This window comes from Pseudomonas sp. PVC-3-1 (genome assembly GCF_057444315.1).
In genome coordinates this window covers 4,453,686-4,473,945 of the sequence record NZ_CM172023.1, presented here as the reverse complement: position 1 = coordinate 4,473,945, position 20,260 = coordinate 4,453,686, and the positions used below count along the sequence as shown (strand labels likewise).

The window sequence follows — 20,260 nt, the reverse complement described above, 5'->3', positions numbered from 1 at the left end:
ACACGACTGGCACAGAGGAAAAGACCCTTCCCAGCGCCGCTGGCAACAATCACCTTCGATGACGCGCGCCATCCGGCCGCAAGCTGTACTCGAAGGTGATTTCCCGATGTCCCGCAACAAGCTCCGATTCGGCGCCCTTGGCCTGATGCTGGCCGGCGCACTGCTGCAACCGGTCCTGGCGTTCGCCGGCGACTGCCCGGCAAGCGATGCCCAGCAGGGCGAGACCGTCTTCGCCCGCGACTGCTCGATCTGCCACACCGCCAAGGCCGACGGTCCCGGCATGATGGGCCCCAACCTGCATGGCGTGGTCGGTCGCATGGCCGGCTCGCTCGCCGGCTTCAGCTATTCCCAGGCGATGAAGGGCAAGGGCGCGGCCTGGTCGCGCGACAACCTCGACGCATTCGTCAGCCAGCCCCAGGCCGCCGTGCCGGGAACCTACATGCCCTTCGCAGGCCTGGCCGACGCGGCCGAGCGGCGGGCGCTCACCTGCTGGCTGAGCCAGCAGCACTGATCTTTCAGGAGAGACCATGAACGTCACACAGACCCTGCCTCAGGTCGCTGCCTTCCTCGCACGCAAGCACGGCTGCTTCATCGACGGCGCCTGGGTGGTGCCCGAAGGTGCCCGCACCGACGTGCTCAACCCGGCCACCGGCGAGGCAATCTCCAGCGTCGCCGACATCGACACCGACCTGCTCGACCGTGCGGTGAAATCCGCCCAGGCTTCGTTCAAGTCCCGCGTCTGGGCCGACCTGCGCCCGGCCGACCGCGAGCGCATCCTGCTGCGCTTCGCCGACCTGGTGGAAGCCAACGGCGAAGAACTGGCCCAGCTGGAAACCCTCAGCCAGGGCAAGTCGATCAACATCGCTCGCATGCTGGACGTGGGCGCCACTGTCGAATTCATGCGCTACATGGCCGGCTGGGCGACCAAGATCGAAGGCCAGTCGCTGAATGTCTCCATCCCGCTGCCGCCCGGCGCCAAGTTCACCGCCTACACCCGCCGCGAGCCGGTGGGCGTGGTGGCCGGCATCGTGCCGTGGAACTTCCCGCTGATGATCGCCGTGTGGAAGCTGATTCCGGCGCTGGCCACCGGCAACAGCGTGGTGATCAAGCCCGCTTCGGAAACCCCGCTGACCGCCCTGCGTCTGGCCGAACTGGCCTTCGAGGCCGGCGTACCGGCCGGCGTGTTCAACCTGGTGACCGGCGACGGCCCGCGCATCGGTGGCGGCCTGGCCAGCCACAAGCTGATCAACAAGGTCTCCTTCACCGGCTCCACCGCCGTGGGTCGCAGCGTCGGCCTGGCCGCTGTGCAGAACATGACCCGCTTTGCCCTGGAACTGGGCGGCAAGAACCCGATGATCGTGTTGGCCGACGCCAACATCGACAACGCCGTGCAGGGCGCACTGCTGGGCGGCCTGCTGAACAACGGCCAGGTCTGCGCTGCGGCCTCGCGCTTCTACGTGCACCGTTCGCGCTATGACGAGTTCGTCGAAAAGCTGGCCGCCGCAGTAGCCGGCATGAGCCTGGGCGAGGGCATGGACCCGAGCGCGCAGATCAACCCGCTGGTATCCGCCAAGCAGCAGCGCAGCGTACTCGACCACATCGCCCGTGCCGGCGAGCAGGGCGCGCGCATCGTCTGCGGCGGCGAGCAGATCGCTGGCAGCGGTTTCTACGTGCAGCCCACCGTGCTGGCTGACGTGACCATGCAGATGGCCGTGGCCCGCGACGAAGTCTTCGGCCCGGTGCTGGCAGTCCTGCCTTTCGACGACGAAGACCAGGCCATCGAGATGGCCAATGACAGCGAATACGGCCTGGGCGCGAGCCTGTGGACCAACGACCTGTCCAAGGCGATGAACCTGGTGCCGCGCATCGAGTCCGGTACCGTGTGGGTCAACGCCCACGTCCTGCTCGATCCGAGCATGCCTTTTGGCGGCGTGAAGCAGTCGGGCATGGGCCGCGAGTTCGGCCGTGCCGTGGTCGAGGCCTACACCGAGATCAAATCGGTGTGCATCGCACACTGATTGATAGTGAGAGAGCAACACCCTCGTTTAGCAGCGGGCCTTCGGGCCCGTTTTTTTTGCGCGGGAAGTGGACAAGATTGGACTTGCAGGAGCGAGCTTGCTCGCGAACCGCCGTTCTTGCGCGCAATTCGGGGGGGCTCTGTAGGAGCGTGCTCGCGAACCGCCGTTCTTGCGCGCAATTCGGTGGGGCTCTGTAGGAGCGAGCTTGCTCGCGAACAACCGACGGCAACGCAGCTGGGACGGTTCGCGAGCAAGCTCGCTCCTACGAAGAGCAGGTGCTCCTTGTAGGGGCATGCCCGCGAACGCGCAACGCGCGCCGGCGATCCGGCGGATAAGGCTGGCGCGGCGGCCTCAATGCGCCGGCAGGATCCGCCCACGGCACTCGCCAAAGCCGATGGAGGCATATCCGTCGCGGCGGCAGCGGGCGCGCAGGATGATCTCGTCGCCGTCTTCGAGGAAGCGCCGTTCCTCGCCATTGCTCAGCACCACGGGCTGCTTGCCGCCGCCGGTGAGCTCCAGCAGGCTGCCGAAGCTGTCCGGGGTTTCGCCGGAGAGGGTGCCGGAGCCGAACAGGTCGCCCGCTTGCAGGCGGCAGCCGTTGACGCTGTGGTGCGCCACCATCTGCGCGACGGTCCAGTACATGTTCAGCGTGTTGCTCAGGGCGATGCGTTCCGCGCTCTGGTGTTCGCGGCGCATGCGCGCGGTGTGCAGCAGGACTTCGAGTTCGATATCCAGCGCGCCGTGCTGCTGGTCGCCCTGGTCGTACAGGTACGGCAGTGGCTGCGGATCGCCTTCCGGGCGGGCCGGCTGGGCGACGCGGAAGGGCTCCAGCGCCTCCGCGGTGACCACCCAGGGCGACACGCTGGTGGCGAAGCTTTTCGACAGGAACGGCCCCAGTGGCTGGTATTCCCAGGCCTGCACGTCACGCGCGGACCAGTCGTTGAGCAGGCAGAAGCCGGCAATGTGCCCCGACGCGGCATTGATCGGGATTGCCTTGCCCTGGTCGTTGCCCTGGCCGATCCAGATGCCCAGTTCCAGCTCAAGGTCCATCCGCGCGCAAGGGCCGAACACCGGCACGTCCAGGCCGGCGGGCAGGGTCTGGCCGTTGGGGCGGCGTACTTCGCTGCCGGAGGGCACGATGGTGGACGCGCGGCCGTGGTAGCCGATGGGCACGTACTTGTAGTTGGGCAGCAATGGGTTGTCCGGACGGAACAGTTTGCCGACGTTCTTAGCGTGATGGATGCCGACGTAGAAGTCGGTGTAGTCGCCCACTTTGGCCGGCAGGTGCATGCGGCACGCGGCCTGGGGCTTGAGTAGCGCGGCGCCGAGTTGCTCCATGCGCTTCTGTTCACCGCTGCCTTCGCTGAGCAGGTGGGTCAGCGCCTCGCGCAGGGTGCGACGGGCGGTGGGGCCGGCGGCGAAGAAGGCATTCAGGCTGTCGCCGCTGGCAATCAGCGCAGCCTGATGCGCGGCGCCGTGGAAGAGACCGGTCTCGCAGGCGGTTTTCAGGTCGAAGATGTAGTCGCCGATGGCGACGCCACCACGGGGCGAGTCACCCGGCGGGCTGAACACACCCAGGGGGAGGTTCTGCAGGGGAAAGTCCGGGTGGCCGTTGGCCGATTCGATCCAACTCGATGTGTTGTGGGCGCCGCTCATGTTACTGCTCCTGGGAAGGGTCGAAGGTCTTCTGCATGCCGCTCCAGCAACTGTCGTAGTCACGCTGCAGCTGCGGGCAGTCGAGGGCGAAGCGGCTGGGGCGCAGCACGCGGCCGGTCTCGAACATGAAGGCCATGGTCTGGTCGATCTTGTGGGGTTTGAGGTCGGCGGCGATCGCCTGCACGGTGGTAGCGTTGTCCGGGCCGTGGGCGCTCATGCAGTTGTGCAGCGAGGCGCCGCCGGGGACGAAGCCGTCGGCCTTGGCGTCGTACACGCCCTGGATCAGGCCCATGAACTCGTTCATCAGGTTGCGGTGGAACCACGGCGGGCGGAAGGTGCTTTCGGCCACCATCCAGCGCGGCGGGAAGATCACGAAGTCCATGTTGGCCATGCCGTGGGTGTCGCTGGGCGAGGTCAGCACGGTGAAGATGGACGGGTCCGGATGGTCGTAGCTCACCGTGCCGATGGTATTGAAACGGCGCAGGTCGTACTTGTAGGGCACGTTGTTACCGTGCCAGGCGACGACGTCCAGCGGCGAATGATCGAGGGTGGTGCCCCAGAGTTCGCCGAGGAACTTCTGTACCAGTTGCACCGGGCCTTCCACATCTTCGTAGTGCGCCACCGGGGCGAGGAAGTCGCGGGCATTGGCCAGGCCATTGCTGCCGATGGGGCCCAGGTCGGGCAGGCGCAGCGCAGCGCCATGGTTTTCCGCTACATAGCCGGCTGCTTCGGCTCCCAGCAGCTCGACGCGCAGACGCATGCCGCGCGGAATCACGGCGATCTCCAGCGGCTCCAGTTCCAGCACGCCCAGCTCGGTGACCAGGCGCAGGCGGCCGGCCTGGGGCACGATCAGCAGCTCGCCATCGGCGTTGAAGAACACCCGGCGCATGGAAATATTGGCGCGGTAGGCGTACAGGCTGACGCCGCTGCAGGCCTCCGCCTCGGCGTTGGCGGCCATGCATAGCAGGCCGTCGACGAAGTCGGTAGGCTCCTCGGGCGTCGCGAAGCTGTTCCAGCGCAAGCGGTTGGGCGTGACCGCGCCGAGGGCGCTGCCGGTGATCTGCCGCTCCAGGCGCTCGAATCGCGGGTGCGCGGCGGACGGGCGTATGCGGTACAGCCAGGTGCGCCGGGCCTCGCTGCGCGGAACAGTGAAGGCGGTGCCGGAGAACTGCTCGGCGTAGAGGCCGAAGGGCACTTGCTGCGGCGAGTTCATGCCCACGGGCAGGGCTCCCGGCAGGGCCTCGCTGGCGAATTCGTTGCCGAATCCGGATTGGTAGGCAGGAGAGGCGGTCATGATGGCTTTACTCTTGTTATCGTAATTGAATTACGATTAACGTAATTTCGTGTCGGCGGGCCGTCAAGTCCGTCCGGGAGTTCCTTTAAGTTGAAGACCATGAACGACGCAGAAGACTCCGTCCCGACGAAGGGCACCAAGGTGCAGTCCGCCGAGGTCGGCACGCAGATTCTCAAGGCCCTGGCGGATCTCGCGCCGAGCACCTCGCTCAAGCGCCTGGGCGAGTACCTGGGCATGCCGGCGGCCAAGGTCCATCGCTACCTGCAGGCGCTGATCGCCAGCGGCTTCGCCGAGCAGGACCCGCTGACCAATCATTACGGGCTGGGCCGTGAGGCTCTGTATGTCGGCCTCGCGGCGATTCGTCGGCTGGATGTGGTGAAGCTGGCCAGCCCGGTGCTGGCCGATCTGCGCGATCAGCTGGGGCAGACCTGCTTCCTGGCCATCTGGGGCAGCCACGGGCCGACCGTGGTACAGGTCGAGCCGGCCCAGGGCATGGTCACGCTGGTGACCCAGGTCGGCTCGGTGCTGCCGCTGCACGGCTCGTCCACTGGGCTGGTGTTCGCGGCGTACAAGGCCGGGCTGGAGGAGGGGGCGGATCAGAGCATTCTGGATGGCATCCGTTCGGAAGGGCTTTGTGCGATCCACGGGCTATTGATGCCAGGGGTGAACGCGCTGTCGGTGCCGCTGTTCAAGACCGGCCAGGAGTTGGCGGGGGTGATTACCCTGGTGGGTTCGCAGGCGAGCTTTGCTGCAGAACTCCAGGGTGAGGCGGCGCAGGCACTGCTGGAGACGGCGCGGGAGGTCAGTTTGCGGATGGGGGGGAGAGGTTTGACTGTCTAAGGTTTCGGTGCTCGGGCGTGCCCTCTCCCCAGCCCTCTCCCTGAAGGGAGAGGGAGCCGTTCGGCGCGAGGCGTTGACTCAGAGTCAGCCAGCGAGCGCGGTGTTAACAGCGCACGCCAGACAGTCCCCTCTCCCTTCAGGGAGAGGGCAGTCGTAGGAGCGAGCTTGCTCGCGAACCAGCCCCGTCGTGAAGCTGCTCGCGAGCAAGCTCGCTCCTACAGGTAAATTTCATTCCCGTTCTAATCCCGCCCAATCCGTTGCGTTCACCAGCACATCGCTCAGCGCCTGCGCGGCGCTGGAGAGCTTGTGCTCCGCCAGGCAGAACAGGCCAACGCGGCGCTCGATGCGGGGTTCTTCCAGCGCCACGCAGCGCGCACCCAACTCCTCCATCTGCTGCCGGCACAGGCGCGGCACGGCGCTGACGCCCAGCCCTTCGGCCACCATCCGGCCCACGGTTACCAACTGGTGGCTTTCAAAGGCCACCGGCAGCCTTCCGTGTCGTGACAGGAGCTGGTCCTCCAGTAGCAGACGCACGGCCGACGGGCGCTGCAAGGTAATGAAATGGTCTTCCAGCAACTGCTCCCAGGTGATCCGAGCTTGGTTCACCAGCGCTGAATCCGCCGGCAGCACCGCGACGAAACGGTCGGTGTAGAAGGGCGTGAAGGTAAGCCCGTCGAGGCTGTCCGGCTCCAGGGCGATGCCCAGCTCTACACGGCGGTTACGCACCATCTCCAGCACCTGCTCGTTGATCACGTCGTGCACGGCCACGTTCACTTTCGGGTGGCGGTCGCGGAAAGTGCGCAGCACGGCGGGCAGCAGGTTGCCTGCAAAGGAGGGCATGGCGGCGATGGAGACCTTGCCCAGTTGCAGGGTGAAGTGCTGGTGCATCACTTCCTCCGCGTTGTCCCAGTCCGCCAGCAGGCGGCGAGCCAGCGGCAGCAGTGTCTCGCCCTCGGGAGTCAGCGCCACGCTGCGGGTGGTGCGCACCAGCAACTGGCCGCCGAGGGAGTCTTCGAGGCTCTTGATCGCCAGGCTCAGCGCCGGTTGCGACAGGTGCAAGCGCTCGCAGGCCTGGGCGAAGCTCAGGCTCTGGGCCACGGCGAGGAATGCGCGCAACTGCTTCACGGTCATATTGATTAGGATTCCAAATCAATAAATTGGAAAAACAAACTTAACAAATCAGTCGTTGCCGGTGAAGCTGCATTCGCTCTCTGACCGGCTGGTCGGATACCCCAAATAAGAAAGAGGCAGCAGCAACATGGCAGGACTCGACAAGCGTGTAGGCAGTTACGAGGAAGCCCTCGCCGGGCTTACCGACGACATGACGGTACTGGCGGGCGGTTTCGGCATCTGCGGCATCCCGGAAAACCTCATCGCGCAGATTCGCAAGATGGGCGTGAAAGGCCTGACCGTGGTCTCCAACAACTGCGGCATCGACGGCTTCGGCCTCGGCGTGCTGCTTGAGGACCGCCAGATCCGCAAGATGATCGCCTCCTACGTTGGCGAGAACGCCCTGTTCGAGCAACAGCTGCTGTCCGGTGAACTGGAGGTCGAACTGACCCCGCAGGGCACCCTGGCGGAAAAACTTCGTGCTGGCGGCGCCGGCATCCCGGCCTTCTTCACCGCCACCGGTTACGGCACCCCGGTCGCCGACGGCAAGGAAGTGCGCGAGTTCGACGGCCGCCATTACGTGATGGAGCGCGCCATCACCGGCGACTTCGCCATCGTCAAGGGCTGGAAGGCCGACCACTACGGCAACGTCATTTATCGCCACACCGCGCAGAACTTCAATCCGGTAGTCGCTACCGCGGGCCGCATCACCGTCGTCGAGGTGGAAGAGATCGTCGAACCGGGCGAGCTGGACCCCACCCAGATCCACACTCCCGGCATCTACGTCGACCGCATCATCCAGGGCTCCTTCGAAAAGCGCATCGAGAAACGCACGACTCGCTAAGGATCGGCTGCGCGTCGGCCTGGCGGCGGGAAACGAGGCCTGCTCATTTAGGGCATCTGAACTCCGCGTACTCGTTTCAAATCCGCCTAGCCAGTCGCTAGCTCGCTCGATCTTCAACCGCATTGAACAAGAGAAGAGATTCAGCCATGGCACTTACCCGCGAACAAATGGCTCAGCGCGTGGCGCGCGAGCTGCAGGATGGCTTCTACGTGAACCTGGGTATCGGCATTCCGACCCTGGTTGCCAACTACGTGCCCGAGGGCATGGAAGTGATGCTGCAATCGGAGAACGGCCTGCTCGGCATGGGTGCGTTCCCCACCGAAGACAGCGTCGACGCCGACATGATCAACGCCGGCAAGCAGACCGTGACCGCCGTGAAAGGCGCGTCGATTTTCTCCTCCGCCGAATCCTTCGCGATGATCCGCGGCGGCCACGTCGACCTCACCGTGCTGGGCGCCTTCGAAGTGGACGTCCAGGGCAACATCGCCTCCTGGATGATCCCCGGCAAGTTGGTGAAGGGCATGGGCGGCGCCATGGACCTGGTGGCCGGCGCGGACAACATCATCGTCACCATGACCCACGCCTCCAAGGATGGCGAGTCCAAGCTGCTGGAGCGCTGCTCGCTGCCGCTGACCGGCGCCGGCTGTATCCGCAAGGTGCTGACCGACCTGGCCTACCTGGAGATCGAGGACGGCGCCTTCATCCTGCGCGAGACCGCGCCGGGCGTGAGCGTAGCCGAGATCGCCGAGAAGACCGCCGGCCGCCTCATCGTGCCGGACGATGTGAAGGAAATGACCTTCTGACCCAGTGATCCTTTGTAGGAGCGAGCTTGCTCGCGAACCCGCCCGGACTCCGGAGCAAAAGAGTTCGCGAGCAAGCTCGCTCCTACAGATAAGGCCAGCTTTGGAGTGAAACCCATGCAAGACGTAGTCATTGTCGCCGCCACCCGTACCGCCATCGGCGCCTTCCAGGGCAGCCTGGCGAACATTCCCGCCCACGAACTGGGCAGCCTGGTCATCCGCTCGCTGCTTGAGCGCAGCGGCGTCAAGCCAGAGCAGATCGACGAAGTCATCCTCGGCCAGGTGCTCACCGCCGGCGCCGGACAGAACCCCGCACGCCAGGCTGCTATCGGCGCGGGCCTGCCGGTGGAAGTGCCGTCGATGACCATCAACAAGCTCTGCGGCTCCGGCCTGAAGTCACTGTTCCTCGGCGTCCAGGCGATCCGTTGTGGCGATGCCGAGGCCATCATCGCCGGCGGCCAGGAGAGTATGAGCCTCGCGCCCTACGTGCTGCCCAAGGCGCGCACCGGCCTGCGCATGGGCCACGCAGAACTGCAGGACACCCTGCTGCGTGACGGCCTGATCGATGCCTTCAACGACTACCACATGGGCATCACCGCCGAGAACCTGGCAGAGAAGTTCGACATCAGCCGCGAGGCGCAGGACGCCTTCGCCGCGCAATCCCAGCTGAAGGCCGCCTCGGCCATCGAGGCGGGCCGCTTCAAGGACGAGATCACCCCGGTGCTGATCCCGCAGCGCAAGGGCGATCCGCTGTCCTTCGACACCGACGAACAGCCGCGCGCCGGCACCACCGCCGAGTCCCTGGGCAAGCTCAAGCCGGCTTTCAAGAAGGACGGCACCGTCACCGCCGGCAACGCATCCACCCTCAACGATGGCGCCGCCGCCGTGCTGCTGATGAGTGCCGAGCGTGCGAAGAGTCTGAACCTGCCGGTTCTGGCACGCATCCAAGCCTATGCCAGCAGTGGCGTCGATCCGTCGATCATGGGCATCGCCCCCGTGACCGCCACCCGTCGCTGCCTGGAGAAGGCAGGCTGGAGCCTGGATGACGTCGAGCTGATCGAGGCCAACGAAGCGTTCGCCGCGCAGGCACTCTCGGTCGGCAAGGAGCTGGGCTGGAACGCCGAGAAGGTCAACGTCAACGGCGGCGCCGTTGCCCTTGGCCATCCGATTGGCGCATCGGGCGCCCGCGTGCTGGTGACGCTGCTCCACGAGATGCTCCGCCGCGATGCGAAGAAGGGTCTGGCGACCCTGTGCATCGGCGGTGGCCAAGGTGTTGCAATGGCCCTCGTGCGCGACTGATCGGGGAACACGCGAACAACGACCAATTGGCGAGCGCCGGGCGGCATCTATCCATGCCGTTCCGGCAGGCGGGATGGGAGGTGGGCACACCGACAGACGACATCCCTCCACGGTTTTCGGCGTCCCCCGGCGCCGGCAAGCCCTTGCGTCACCGCTCGGCCCCACGCAGGCCGGGCGGTTTTTCATTCCAGAACGGGAATTGCCACAAGCCCCGCTCGACGATGAACCATTACAAGAACAACGAGGTAGACCATTATGACTTCCCACGTACACACCTCCGGCACAGCCCTGCAGGACAGCCGTTCGGCGCGCTTCGCCATGGCTTGTTCCAACTGGGCCGAACGCTGGTTCCCCGACTCCTGGGTCTTCGCCGCACTCGCGGTGTTGATCGTCACCCTCGCTGCCCTGGCCATCGGCGCACCTGCCACCGAGACCGCCAAGGCTTTCGGTGACGGCTTCTGGAGCCTGATTCCCTTCACCATGCAGATGGCCTTCGTGGTCATCGGTGGTTATGTCGTTGCCAGCTCCGGCCCGGCTTCCCGACTCATCGACCTGTTTGCCCGCGTGCCGAAGAACGGCCGCTCGGCAGTGGCCTGGGTCGCGCTGATCTCCATGCTCGCTTCGCTGCTCAACTGGGGCCTGTCTCTGGTGTTCGGTGGCCTGCTGGTGCGCGCACTGGCGCGCCGCGAAGACCTGAAGATGGACTACCGCGCCGCCGGCGCTGCCGCCTACCTGGGCCTGGGCGCCGTATGGGCGCTGGGCCTGTCGTCGTCCGCCGCGCAGCTGCAGGCCAACCCGGCCAGCCTGCCGCCGTCGATCCTGGCGATCACTGGCGTCATCCCGTTTACCGAAACCATCTTCCTCTGGCAGTCCGGCGTGATGCTGTTGGCCCTGGTGCTGGTGTCGCTGGTGATTGCCTACATGACCGCGCCTGGCGCCGGCAGCGCCCGCGATGCCAAGGCCTGCGGCGTGGACGTCAGCTTCACCCCGCCCAGCGCACCCAAGGCGACGCGTCCCGGCGAATGGCTGGAGCACAGCCCGCTGCTGATCCTCATGCTGGTGGCCCTGGCCGGAGGCTGGCTGTTCCACGAGTTCAGCACCAAGCCGGCGATCACCGCGATTTCCGGGCTGAACACCTACAACCTGCTGTTCATCATGGTCGGTGCGCTACTGCACTGGCGTCCGCGCAACTTCCTCGACGCCGTGGCCCGCGCCGTGCCGACCACCACCGGCGTGCTGATCCAGTTCCCGCTGTACGGCTCCATCGCGGCGATCATGACCACGGTGAAGGGTGGCGACGGTTCGACCATCGCCCACCACATCTCCACCTTCTTCGTGCAGATCGCCTCCCATGACACCTACGCGCTGCTGATGGGCGTGTACTCGGCGGTGCTGGGCTTCTTCATCCCGTCCGGCGGCGGCAAGTGGATCATCGAGGCGCCGTACGTGATGCAGGTGGCCAATGAGCTGCAGTACCACCTGGGCTGGGCGGTGCAGATCTACAACGCCGCCGAGGCGCTGCCGAACCTGATCAACCCGTTCTACATGTTGCCGCTGCTGGGCGTGCTGGGCCTCAAGGCCCGCGACCTGATCGGCTTCAGCTTCGTCCAGTTGCTGGTGCACATCCCGCTGGTGCTGTTCCTGCTCTGGGCGCTGGGTACGACCCTGCAATACCTGCCGCCGGTCCAGCCGTAACCACGCATTCGGCCCCTGCAGCAGCAAGCCCGGAGGTCGAGAGACATCCGGGCTTTTTTCTGCACGGGAATCAGCCCCGGCTGATCTCCACCGGCCCCAGCACGCGTGCATCCAGGTGTTCGCCGCTGAGCTGCGCGGCGTCCTGGTCGAACACCTCGCGCAGCCAATCGCTGACCGCCTGGAAACGGCCGATGCGGCCGGCATCGCGGTGACTGAGCAGCCAGATCTCGCGCACCACCACCGGCCCGGAAAGACGCACCAGGCCCTCGCGATCGCCGAGAATGCAGGGCAGCAGGGCCATGCCCAGGCCGCTCTGGCAGGCATGGATCAGCGTGGTCACGCTACTGGCCCGCAGGGCGAAGCCGGCATCGGGGGCGAAGCCACGCACCCAGGCCATCTCCGGCGTATCGTCGAGCTCCTCGCCATAGCCGAGCCAGGCCTGTTGCGGCCAGAGTTCCACCGGCACGCGGGAGAAGGAGGTCGCGGCGTACACCGCGAAGCCGATGTCGGCAACCTTGCGCATCACCAGGGCGGCGTCTTCCGCCGGGCGCGCCAGGCGTAGCGCGAAGTCGGCCTCGCGACGGGTGAAGGACAGCGAACGGTTCGCCGGAATCAGTTGCAGCTGCAGGCTCGGATAGGCGCGCGCCAGTTGCGGCATGTGCTGCACCAGCCAGTGGCTGAAGAGGAAGTCCACCGCGGTGATGCGCACGCTGCCGCTGATGGCGCTGGCCTCGTCGCGGGTCTCCAGCAGCATGCTCTGCACATCGCCGAGGATGCGCTCGGCATGGCTGAGGAAAGCCTCGCCGGCATCGGTGGCCTTGTACCCCGAGTTATCGCGGATGAACAGACGGGTCTGCAGCGCGCTCTCCGCCGCCACCAGGCGCCGGCTCATGGTCGAGGGATCGACGCCCAGCGCGCGGCCGGCGGCACTCATGCTGCCATGGCGGGCGAGGGCGAGCAGGATCGGGATATCGTTCCAGTCGAAGTTCATGGCGATTTCCTGGCGGGCCTCAGAAGTGCACGTCGGCGGCCGGGATGACCTTCGCGCGCGGGCCGAAGCTGCTGATGCTACCCAGTACGGCGTTGTGGTGCGCGCTGATCTGCGCGGCGCTGAGCACGGCATTGTCGACCGTGGAATGGGCATCGCCCACCAGCGTCACGCTATAGCCCTGAGCGAGGGCGCGGCGAGTGGTGGTGTCGACGCAATAGTCGCTTTGCAGGCCGCAGATCACCAGGTGATCGATGCCGTGCGCGTCCAGATGCTCGGCCAGGTCGGTGCGCAGGAATGAGTCCGGGGTGGTCTTGCGTACCTTGAGGTCGGCGCCATCGGTGAGCAAGCGCGTTTCCAGCTGCCAGCCGGCGCTGCCATACTGCAGGTCATCGTCCTCGTGCTGCACCAGCACCACCGGCACGCCGGCCTCACGCGCTTCGCGGCTCATGGCGTTGATGCGCTGCAGCACGTTGTCGATGTCGAAACAGGCGTAGTCGCCGGTACACAGGTCGGACTGGACGTCGATGATCAGCAGGGCGGTGGGCATATCGGACTTCCTGGGCAAGCGTGGGAAACGGCGAGAGTAGTGTCTGAGCGCTCTGCGAGCTAGTGCCGGGCTGCAAGGTACCGGTTGCGATAGGCCAATGGGGTCATGTTCTGCCAACGATGAAACGCCCGGATGAGGCTGCTGGTGCCGCTGAAACCGACCAGCTCGGCGATCTGTTGCATTGACCACTGAGGATCGCGCAGGAGCAGGAGCACCTGTGCCTCGCGGGTCTGGTCGAGCAGTTGGGCGAAGCTCAGACCATGCTGTTGCAGGGTGCTGTTCAATTGCCCCGGAGGAATTCCCAGGGAGAGTGCGAGCTGTTCCGGCGACGTTGGCCGCGTCAGTTGCTCGGCGATGCGCGCGCGCAGAGCGCTGAGGGGCAGCGGCATGCCGTGATGGGCCAGGTATTGCAGGATCGGCCGCTCGACCTGGGCCAGCAGGCGCGGGTTGGCGCCGGGCAAGGGCAAATCCCAGCTCGCCCCACTGAAGACGATGGCGCTTACCGGGCGCTCGAAATGCACCGATACGCCCAGCTCCTGCCAGGCGCTCAGGTCGGGTGGCGTGGCGCGGGCGAGCTCCAGGCCACGCAGGAAGCTGGCCGCCTGGCGACCGGCCAGGCGCTCGAACATGCGTACGTGGAAGTGCCAGTAGAAGTCGCGGGCGACGAAGGTCGGTACGTAGTCATCCCTGACCCGGAACTCCATGCGCCAGTCGCCGTGCTCGTCCTGCACCAGGTTCGGCTGCCCCACGTTGCTTACCAGATTGACCAGTTGCACATGACGCTGCACGGCTTCGCCCAGGGTCGCGCAGGCGTACAGGGCAAGGTCCATTCCATAGAGGTTCGAGGGCTGGTGGTAGCGCACCGCGCGGATGCCGAAATGTACGTCCCCGGTGACTTCGACGCAGCGCAGCCAGAGCGGGCTCAGCGAGGTCATCGGCAACCTTGCGGCGGGGTCGTCCATGATCTCGGGGTCGATCCCCACCTGCCGCAGCACCGGCAATGGGTCGATGCCGTAATGCTCGCGCAGGGTCGTCGCCAGGCAGCGGACTACGGTGGCCAGGGTACTGGGGACGGGTGCGTCAGTGGCAGGAGTGGAGCGGCTCATGGACGTCCAGGGGCGCGGCGATTGGCGACAGAAATCGAGCATGACGGGCGTGGACTTTACCTTCAACGGTCATGGTAAAAAAAAGCCCCGGCGGGGACCGGGGCGCAAGTGGAGCAGTCAGGAGTTGCCGATGAAAATCGAGTTGCCGCCGCTCAGGACTGGCGCTGTACCAGCGGCGGTCGCCAGTCGCGCTTGAGGACTTGCGGTTTCGGCCAGTACAGGCGCAGGAACAGGCTGAACTCGTTTTCCGGTGCGGGTAGCCAGTTGTTCTGCAGCTCCGGGCGGTCCGGCGCCTCGTGCTGGATGTAGAGGTCCAGCGAGCCATCCGGGTTGTAATGCAGGTCGTCGCGGTCGCCGATGGCATAGCGGTTCAGCGGGTTGTCGGCGAGCAGCAGGTGCGTGTTGTACAGGGTCAGCGACCAGAAGCCCTTCACTGGCGGCAGCTGGGCCTTGTCAAAATGGATCAGGTAGCGGTGCTTGCCACTGAGCAACTGGCCGTCCTTGTCGGCGCGGGTGTTGGGGTAGACCGCATCGTCCGCGGTATTGGCTCCCAGGCCGATCTTCGCCACCAGTGCGCGCTGGGCATAGCGGTCAGCGTAATCGCCCAGATCGTAGCTGACCTTCCAGCCATTGATGCCGGGCATCTTGTCACGCAGCTCGTCGGCGTGCGCCATCAGGTCGGTCACCTTGCGAAAACCGATGCGGCTGCCCAGCCGCTGCCAGGCCGATTGCTGCAGTTGGCAATCCTCGCTCAGCAGTCCGGCGTCGTGAATACGCTGTATCTGCGGCGCGTCGGCGGCACTGGGCGGGTTGGTGGGAAGCAATTGGCAGAGCGTCGAGAAGAACTCGGCCTGGGTCCACTGTGCCAGTTGCTGGTCAGGCGGCAGGTCGGTGCTCAGGCGAGGCAGGCGGGCCATGGCCGGGTCTTTCGGTGGGGGGGCGTCGGACTTCTGCCAATGGCTGAGCGGTTCAAGGCCGAACCGCCGCTGCTGTGCATTGACTTCGGCATAATCCCGCGGGCCGCTGCTCTTGAAGCGACCAATGATCCAGCCCATCTGGGTCGGCAGGCGGACCAGTTGCATGCCGTCGGGCAAGGTGCCTTGCCAGGCGGGCCCGGCGATCAGGTAGCGCTGGGGCGAATCGCCGAGGGTGCGAGTGCCGGGGCTGGCCACCACATTGGTCCAGGCATCGAGGATCGGCATCATGTAGTAGTGCCCGGCAGAGTCCGGGATGCTCAGCACCACCGGCTCGGCACGCAGATCCAGGTGTGCCAGCGAGTAGAGCGTGTCGACGTTCGGTGCGACGACGCTGTTGAAGCGGTAATCGGGGAAGCGCGTGCGGTGATTGAGCTGGTTCACCGCTGTCTCGCCACGGCCAAGCTGGTACTGCTTGGTCAGCTCCATGATCACCAGCGGATAGCCGAACGCATAGGCTTCGGCGGTGGCACGGGCCTGCTGGTACAGGCTGTAGCCGGCGGATGCGCCAGCGAGCAGGGCGGCGCCGGTCAGGCCCAGGCCCCAACGGGTTCGGGTGGAAAGTGGCATGTGCGATCTATCCTGGAAATAGTGGGGAAGGCAGGCGCCGCGAAGCGCGGCCCTGCGAGGCAGTTACTTGCCCAGACGCTTGAGTTCGGCGGGGGTGAACTCAGCTTCCTTCACGGGTTTGCCGAACTCGGCGCGGTGGTCGATGCCATTGGTCAGGTAGTTCACCGCGTACAGACCAGAGATCAGGTCGTAGGTGGTTTCCACGGCGGTCATCGGCAACTGCAGGTCGTGGTACTGGGTCAGGAACGACTCGTAGTTGCGCCACAGCTCGCCACGGTTGTCGTAGATGTCGCTGGCCATGATCTGCCAGGTGTCCTCGTCGAGGTAGAAGCGCCGCTTGCCGTAGACATGGCGCGCGCCGGGCTTGAGCGTGGCTTCGATGACCCAGACACGGTGCTTCTCGTAGCGGTTGAAGTCGGGGTTGAGGTAGCCGGGCTTGAGCAGCTCGTCGTAGCTGACCTTCTTGCTGGCCAGGGCGAAGGCGTTGTAGCCGACCAGTAGGTCGCGCTTGCCGATCAGCTTCCAGTCATAGCGGTCCGGCGCGCCGTTGAAACCGTCCACGCTGTCGGAGACCACCTGGCCGAAGCTGTAGCGTGCGCTGTTGTCGTAGGCGACCGTTGGAGCACGACGCACGCGCCGCTGGCCGGGGATGTACTGCCAGGCCGCGCGAGGCGTAGAGACCTGGTTGATCGGCTCCTGCACCAGCGTCACTTCACCGGCATAGCGCGACGGGCTGTTGGTCTGCACGCGGGTGTAGTAGAGCAGGTTGGCCTCAGGGTCGAGGTCGCTGATTTTCTCGCGGAAGCCGACCAACTGGCGGTAGGTGACCAGGGTGTAATCGCCCTTGGCTTGCACGGTGGCGGAGGAGAAATCGCGCAGGATCGAGCCGCCGCGGTAGCGCGTCAGGTGGTTCCACAGTACCTCCAGCGCCTCGGTGGGCTGCGGGAACGGTACGCCGAAGTGGTAGCCGGTCACGCCATTGCCGTTGTCGGCCAGGTTCACCTGGGTGAGGTTCTTGCGCGATTCGTCCTGGTAGGCCTGGGGAATCACCGCACTGCGATGGCTGGGAAAGACGCGCATGCGGTAATCCGGATAGCGGGCGAACATCGCTTGCTGGCCGGCGCTGAGCACGTCCTTGTATTGCGCCAGGTTGGCCTTGCTGACGGTGTAGAGGGGCTGTTCGCCGGCGTAAGGATCGGCATAGTCGCCGTCGGCACCGATAGCCGCGGCGCCTGCCTTGAGCCCGCCGGTCCAGGCGGGAATGCTGCCGTCGGCATTGCCGCCGCGCTCGGCGCCCAGTGGTGTGAGTGTGCTGTCCAGTTGCTCAGGGTCGGTCTGCTTGGCCTGCGCCATGCTGCAGGCAGCCAGCAGCGCAACCGCCAGTGGAAGTTTGCGAAGAATGAGGTTCATGGTCAGAAGCTCGCTTTCAGGGTGACGGAGGCGAAGTCGCGGTCATCGACGGTGGAGAACTCGTTGGAGCCGAAGAAGCTGTTGTAGGCCAGCTCCAGCGAGTAGTTGTTGCGGTAGTCGAAGGTCAGGGCGAGGCTGGCGGCCTGCTGGCCTTCCTGGAAGTTCGGGCCATAGCCCTGGACATCGTGGCGCCAGTTCACCGATGGAGTGACCACCGTCGCCGGCAGCAGGTCCTCGTAGTTGAGCGCCAGGCGCAGGCGGTAGCCCCAGGAGAAGTGATCCATCAAACCGTCGGTGTTGCAGTTGTCGGCGTTGTAGTCGACCAGTTGCGCGCTCGTCACACCTCCGGGTGTACCGGCGGCGGAGGCGGCGCTGCACAGCGCGCCATTGGTGGGCGGCGTACGGCCGAACGAGCCGGCGCGCCCCAGGCGGTCATCGCCGATACCCTGGATCAGGTTCGCCCCGGCTTCGCCGGCCCAGGCAAGGCGAGTGGCTCCCAGCACGTTGTTCACCGTGTCCGTGGCGCCAAGGCTGAACTGCCAGACTGGCAGCCGCACGTAACCCTGAACTTCGTCTCCGCGGGCGCCGGCCAGTTCGGCGGGCGTCATGGGCTGGATCGGTGTGTTGGTCTGCCCGGAAAGCAAAGCCACCACGTCTGCCGGGTTGTAGCCCAGCGGCATGTTCGGGCGGTAGCTCAGTTCGCCGAACAGTGCTGTGGTGCCGACCACGCCGCTCATGCTCAGGCCGAACAGGTGGATGTCCTCGGGGTAGACGGTGAAGTAGTCGCCGCTATTGAGATTGGTGCGGGTCGCCGAGACAGGCCCGGTACGTGCGATCACTCCGTTAATCAACGGTGTGCGACTGTGGTAGTTGGCGTAGTAGACGCCCAGGTCGGCGTCGTTCAGCGCCTCGATCACGTAGTGCATGGCCAGGCCGTACTGGCCGGTGTCGCTGGGGTAGTCGGTAGCGCTGCGTTGCAGGTAGCGCCCCTGGGCCAACGCCTGCGCGGTGGTGCCGGTGCCGCCGGAAACCATGTAGTCCACCTGGCAGCCTTCGGCGATATTGTCGTTGGCGCTGAAGAATGTGCCGCAACCGTCGAGCACCGAGGGGCGGAAGTTGTATTGCCAGAACCCTTCCAGGCTCAGGGAGTCGGCCAGGTCATAGTTGAAGCTGACCATCTCCACCGGCAGCTGGCCTTCCTTGATCTCCACGCCCGGGCGGTTGAACGCCGAGACGTCCAGCGGGTTGATGGCGTTGATGCCGTTCTGCAGGAACAGCGCCTCGCCCCAGCTGAGCACCTGCTTGCCCACCTTCACCCCGAGCTTGCGGTCGGCGACCTGGAAGTCCTTCCATACATAGGCGTCCAGGTTCTCGAAGCCTTTGAACCTGGCAAGGTCCTGCCAGCCTGAGTCGTCGAATCTCTGGAAGTCGCCGTTGCCGTCCTCCATCGCCTGGTCGTACCAGTATTTGAAGCGCAGGAACACGCCCTGGGAACCATCTTGCACGTCCAGGTCGGTCAGGCCCTTGAACAGGGTCGAGATCGTGTCGTTCCGGCGATAGTTGAGCTTGCCGTCGTCGCCGTTGTAGTTGATGCCGCTGCCCTCGCGGCCGATGCTGCGCGCATCGGCGGCAGTCAGCAGGTGCTTGTCGGTGTTTTCCAGCGCCCAACTGGTGCCCAGGCTGAGCGTTGTGTTGGTGGTTGCGCTCCAGTCGTCGTTGAGCTGCCAGGTGGCGGCCTGGGCCGGCGGGATACTGCCGGCGGCAACGCAGAGCGCGAGCAGGCTGGGGCGCGCAATCCCCCGGGGAAGGAGAAGGTGGTTCATGCTGAGACGTACCTGTAGTTGTTGTAGTTGGCAGGTCGGGGACGTAATGCAGTTGCCGCAGGCGATGGCTGGCCACTACATTCCGGTCCTGGCCGCGGAATCACCGCGGCCTGTCGGGCACGATGGGAGCAGGGCAGTGCAGGCAGATAGTCGCGACGGGACAAATAGTTTTCCCGGACATCGATATAGAGGCGCGTTATGCGGCTCCATCACTCTGTCGTGGGTACAGGGCCTGGAGCAGAAGGGCCTGGACATGGCGCGTTTCATCGCAGCCTGGGGCATAAACCCGGCAGCGCTGCGTGCCGGCAACCTGCGTGTTCCGCTGTTCCTGGCGCGGCGCTTCTGGGAGGTGGCGCAAGAGCAAAGCGGTGACCCGGCAATCGGCCTGGAGCTTGCGCGTCAGCCGGATCCCGTGCAGTTGCAGGGGCTGGCCTACCTGATGCAATTGATGCCAGACCGATTCAGCGCTCTGCAGCAACTGCTGTACTTCTGGCCCCTGGTCGCGGCGCATATCGACCAGCGCCTGGAAGTGGAGGGCGATCGCGTGCGCATCGTCCTGCGGCCGTATCGCGACTACTACCCAGCCTCGTGTGAGGTTGATTACTGGATGAGCCGGCAACTGTGGCACCTGCGCAGCGCGCCGGGCTTGTCGTCACCTGTGCGTGAAGTGCGCCTGCGTCGCCCGGCACCGGTGGATCCCGACGCCTGGCACCGCATGGTGCGGGCGCCGCTGACCTTTTCCGCGCCAGTGGATGAAATGGTCCTTGACCTGGCGGCCCTTGAAACGCCCCGTGGCGAAGGCAGCAAGGCCATCCGAGAAGCGCTGGAACAGTCGCTGATCGAGTACGCGGAGCAAACCGGGACGGGGTTGGAGCTGGAGCGCGCCTGCGCGGAGATCCTGCACGGCCTGGCGGACAATCCAACGCAGGAGGCGGTTGCGCTGCGCTTGCATCTGACCTCGCGCACCCTGCATCGGGCACTGCAGCGTGAGGGCTGGAGCTTTACCGCACTCGTCGAAGAGCACCGACGGTTACTGGCGCAGGACCTTCTGTTGCAGACAGACCGCAGCATCGGGCAGATCGCCGACCGGCTCGGCTTCGACGAGCAGTCCAGCTTCATCCGGGCATTTCGCCGCTGGTACGGTACGACGCCGGGGGCCTATCGGGTGTAGCTGGCTTGACCAGCGTGTCGCGTGATTGTCGCCATGGGCGACCCGGTTGGCGCATTATCCAAAGTGATGTTCCTCGCTGCGGGGCGTGATAGACCAACGCAGCATTCGCACT

17 protein-coding genes are annotated in these 20,260 nt (G+C 65.6%); 8 read left to right on the top strand and 9 right to left on the bottom strand.

The genetic code is table 11. From position 1 onward, the window contains the following. The first annotated feature begins 106 nt into the window (after positions 1-106). Entirely contained in the window at positions 107-511 is a 405-nt protein-coding gene (locus AC2T4A_RS20685; RefSeq protein ID WP_478377913.1) for a c-type cytochrome, read from the top strand. A gap of 16 nt (positions 512-527) precedes the next feature. After that, the gene (locus AC2T4A_RS20680) at positions 528-2,018 is read left to right on the top strand and encodes an aldehyde dehydrogenase family protein (RefSeq protein WP_416750683.1); all 1,491 of its coding nucleotides are present in this window, start codon (positions 528-530) and stop codon (positions 2,016-2,018) included. A 351-nt stretch (positions 2,019-2,369) separates the two neighbouring features. Here the strand turns inward: AC2T4A_RS20680 and fahA are convergent, their stop codons facing one another. Further along, positions 2,370-3,674 (bottom strand): fumarylacetoacetase, encoded by a 1,305-nt coding sequence (gene fahA, locus AC2T4A_RS20675; protein ID WP_486741664.1) that lies wholly within the window; start codon positions 3,672-3,674, stop codon positions 2,370-2,372. Position 3,675: 1 nt separating this feature from the next. Beyond that, complete coding sequence (gene hmgA, locus AC2T4A_RS20670; RefSeq protein WP_486741663.1) at positions 3,676-4,968, bottom strand: homogentisate 1,2-dioxygenase; 1,293 nt, start codon at positions 4,966-4,968, stop codon at positions 3,676-3,678. Between the two features lie 99 nt (positions 4,969-5,067). On the opposite strand from hmgA, the gene AC2T4A_RS20665 reads away from it, so the two are divergent. Continuing rightward, positions 5,068-5,808 (top strand): IclR family transcriptional regulator, encoded by a 741-nt coding sequence (locus tag AC2T4A_RS20665; RefSeq protein ID WP_486741662.1) that lies wholly within the window; start codon positions 5,068-5,070, stop codon positions 5,806-5,808. A gap of 228 nt (positions 5,809-6,036) precedes the next feature. Here the strand turns inward: AC2T4A_RS20665 and AC2T4A_RS20660 are convergent, their stop codons facing one another. After that, on the bottom strand, positions 6,037-6,939 hold the full coding sequence (locus AC2T4A_RS20660) for a LysR family transcriptional regulator (protein WP_416750675.1): 903 nt from the start codon (positions 6,937-6,939) through the stop codon (positions 6,037-6,039). 127 nt (positions 6,940-7,066) lie between these two features. On the opposite strand from AC2T4A_RS20660, the gene AC2T4A_RS20655 reads away from it, so the two are divergent. The 4 genes from AC2T4A_RS20655 to AC2T4A_RS20640 all read left to right on the top strand — a co-directional run bounded on the left by AC2T4A_RS20655 (position 7,067) and on the right by AC2T4A_RS20640 (position 11,556). Next, complete coding sequence (locus AC2T4A_RS20655; protein ID WP_416750673.1) at positions 7,067-7,762, top strand: CoA transferase subunit A; 696 nt, start codon at positions 7,067-7,069, stop codon at positions 7,760-7,762. 146 nt (positions 7,763-7,908) lie between these two features. Continuing rightward, entirely contained in the window at positions 7,909-8,565 is a 657-nt protein-coding gene (locus AC2T4A_RS20650) for a CoA transferase subunit B (protein ID WP_138523896.1), read from the top strand. A gap of 114 nt (positions 8,566-8,679) precedes the next feature. Further along, positions 8,680-9,861, top strand: a complete 1,182-nt coding sequence (locus AC2T4A_RS20645; protein ID WP_486741661.1) for an acetyl-CoA C-acetyltransferase — start codon at positions 8,680-8,682, stop codon at positions 9,859-9,861. Between the two features lie 255 nt (positions 9,862-10,116). Beyond that, positions 10,117-11,556: a short-chain fatty acid transporter gene (locus AC2T4A_RS20640; RefSeq protein WP_486741660.1), complete on the top strand. Its 1,440-nt coding sequence runs from the start codon at positions 10,117-10,119 to the stop codon at positions 11,554-11,556. Positions 11,557-11,626: 70 nt separating this feature from the next. Here AC2T4A_RS20640 and AC2T4A_RS20635 read toward each other — a convergent pair whose 3' ends face one another. From AC2T4A_RS20635 to AC2T4A_RS20610, 6 genes are all read right to left on the bottom strand, one after another. Beyond that, a complete protein-coding gene (locus AC2T4A_RS20635) occupies positions 11,627-12,547 on the bottom strand; it encodes a LysR family transcriptional regulator (protein ID WP_416750667.1) in 921 nt (306 codons plus the stop codon). Between the two features lie 19 nt (positions 12,548-12,566). After that, positions 12,567-13,094, bottom strand: a complete 528-nt coding sequence (locus tag AC2T4A_RS20630; protein ID WP_486741659.1) for a cysteine hydrolase family protein — start codon at positions 13,092-13,094, stop codon at positions 12,567-12,569. A 59-nt stretch (positions 13,095-13,153) separates the two neighbouring features. Next, positions 13,154-14,200, bottom strand: a complete 1,047-nt coding sequence (locus tag AC2T4A_RS20625) for an AraC family transcriptional regulator (RefSeq protein ID WP_486741658.1) — start codon at positions 14,198-14,200, stop codon at positions 13,154-13,156. A gap of 152 nt (positions 14,201-14,352) precedes the next feature. Continuing rightward, a complete protein-coding gene (locus AC2T4A_RS20620; RefSeq protein WP_486741657.1) occupies positions 14,353-15,744 on the bottom strand; it encodes a DUF1254 domain-containing protein in 1,392 nt (463 codons plus the stop codon). Positions 15,745-15,807: 63 nt separating this feature from the next. After that, on the bottom strand, positions 15,808-17,154 hold the full coding sequence (locus AC2T4A_RS20615; protein WP_486741656.1) for a DUF1329 domain-containing protein: 1,347 nt from the start codon (positions 17,152-17,154) through the stop codon (positions 15,808-15,810). Between the two features lie 2 nt (positions 17,155-17,156). Beyond that, on the bottom strand, positions 17,157-18,977 hold the full coding sequence (locus AC2T4A_RS20610; protein ID WP_486741655.1) for a DUF1302 domain-containing protein: 1,821 nt from the start codon (positions 18,975-18,977) through the stop codon (positions 17,157-17,159). A gap of 253 nt (positions 18,978-19,230) precedes the next feature. On the opposite strand from AC2T4A_RS20610, the gene AC2T4A_RS20605 reads away from it, so the two are divergent. Next, a complete protein-coding gene (locus AC2T4A_RS20605; protein WP_486741654.1) occupies positions 19,231-20,148 on the top strand; it encodes a helix-turn-helix transcriptional regulator in 918 nt (305 codons plus the stop codon). The last annotated feature ends 112 nt before the right edge of the window (positions 20,149-20,260 follow it).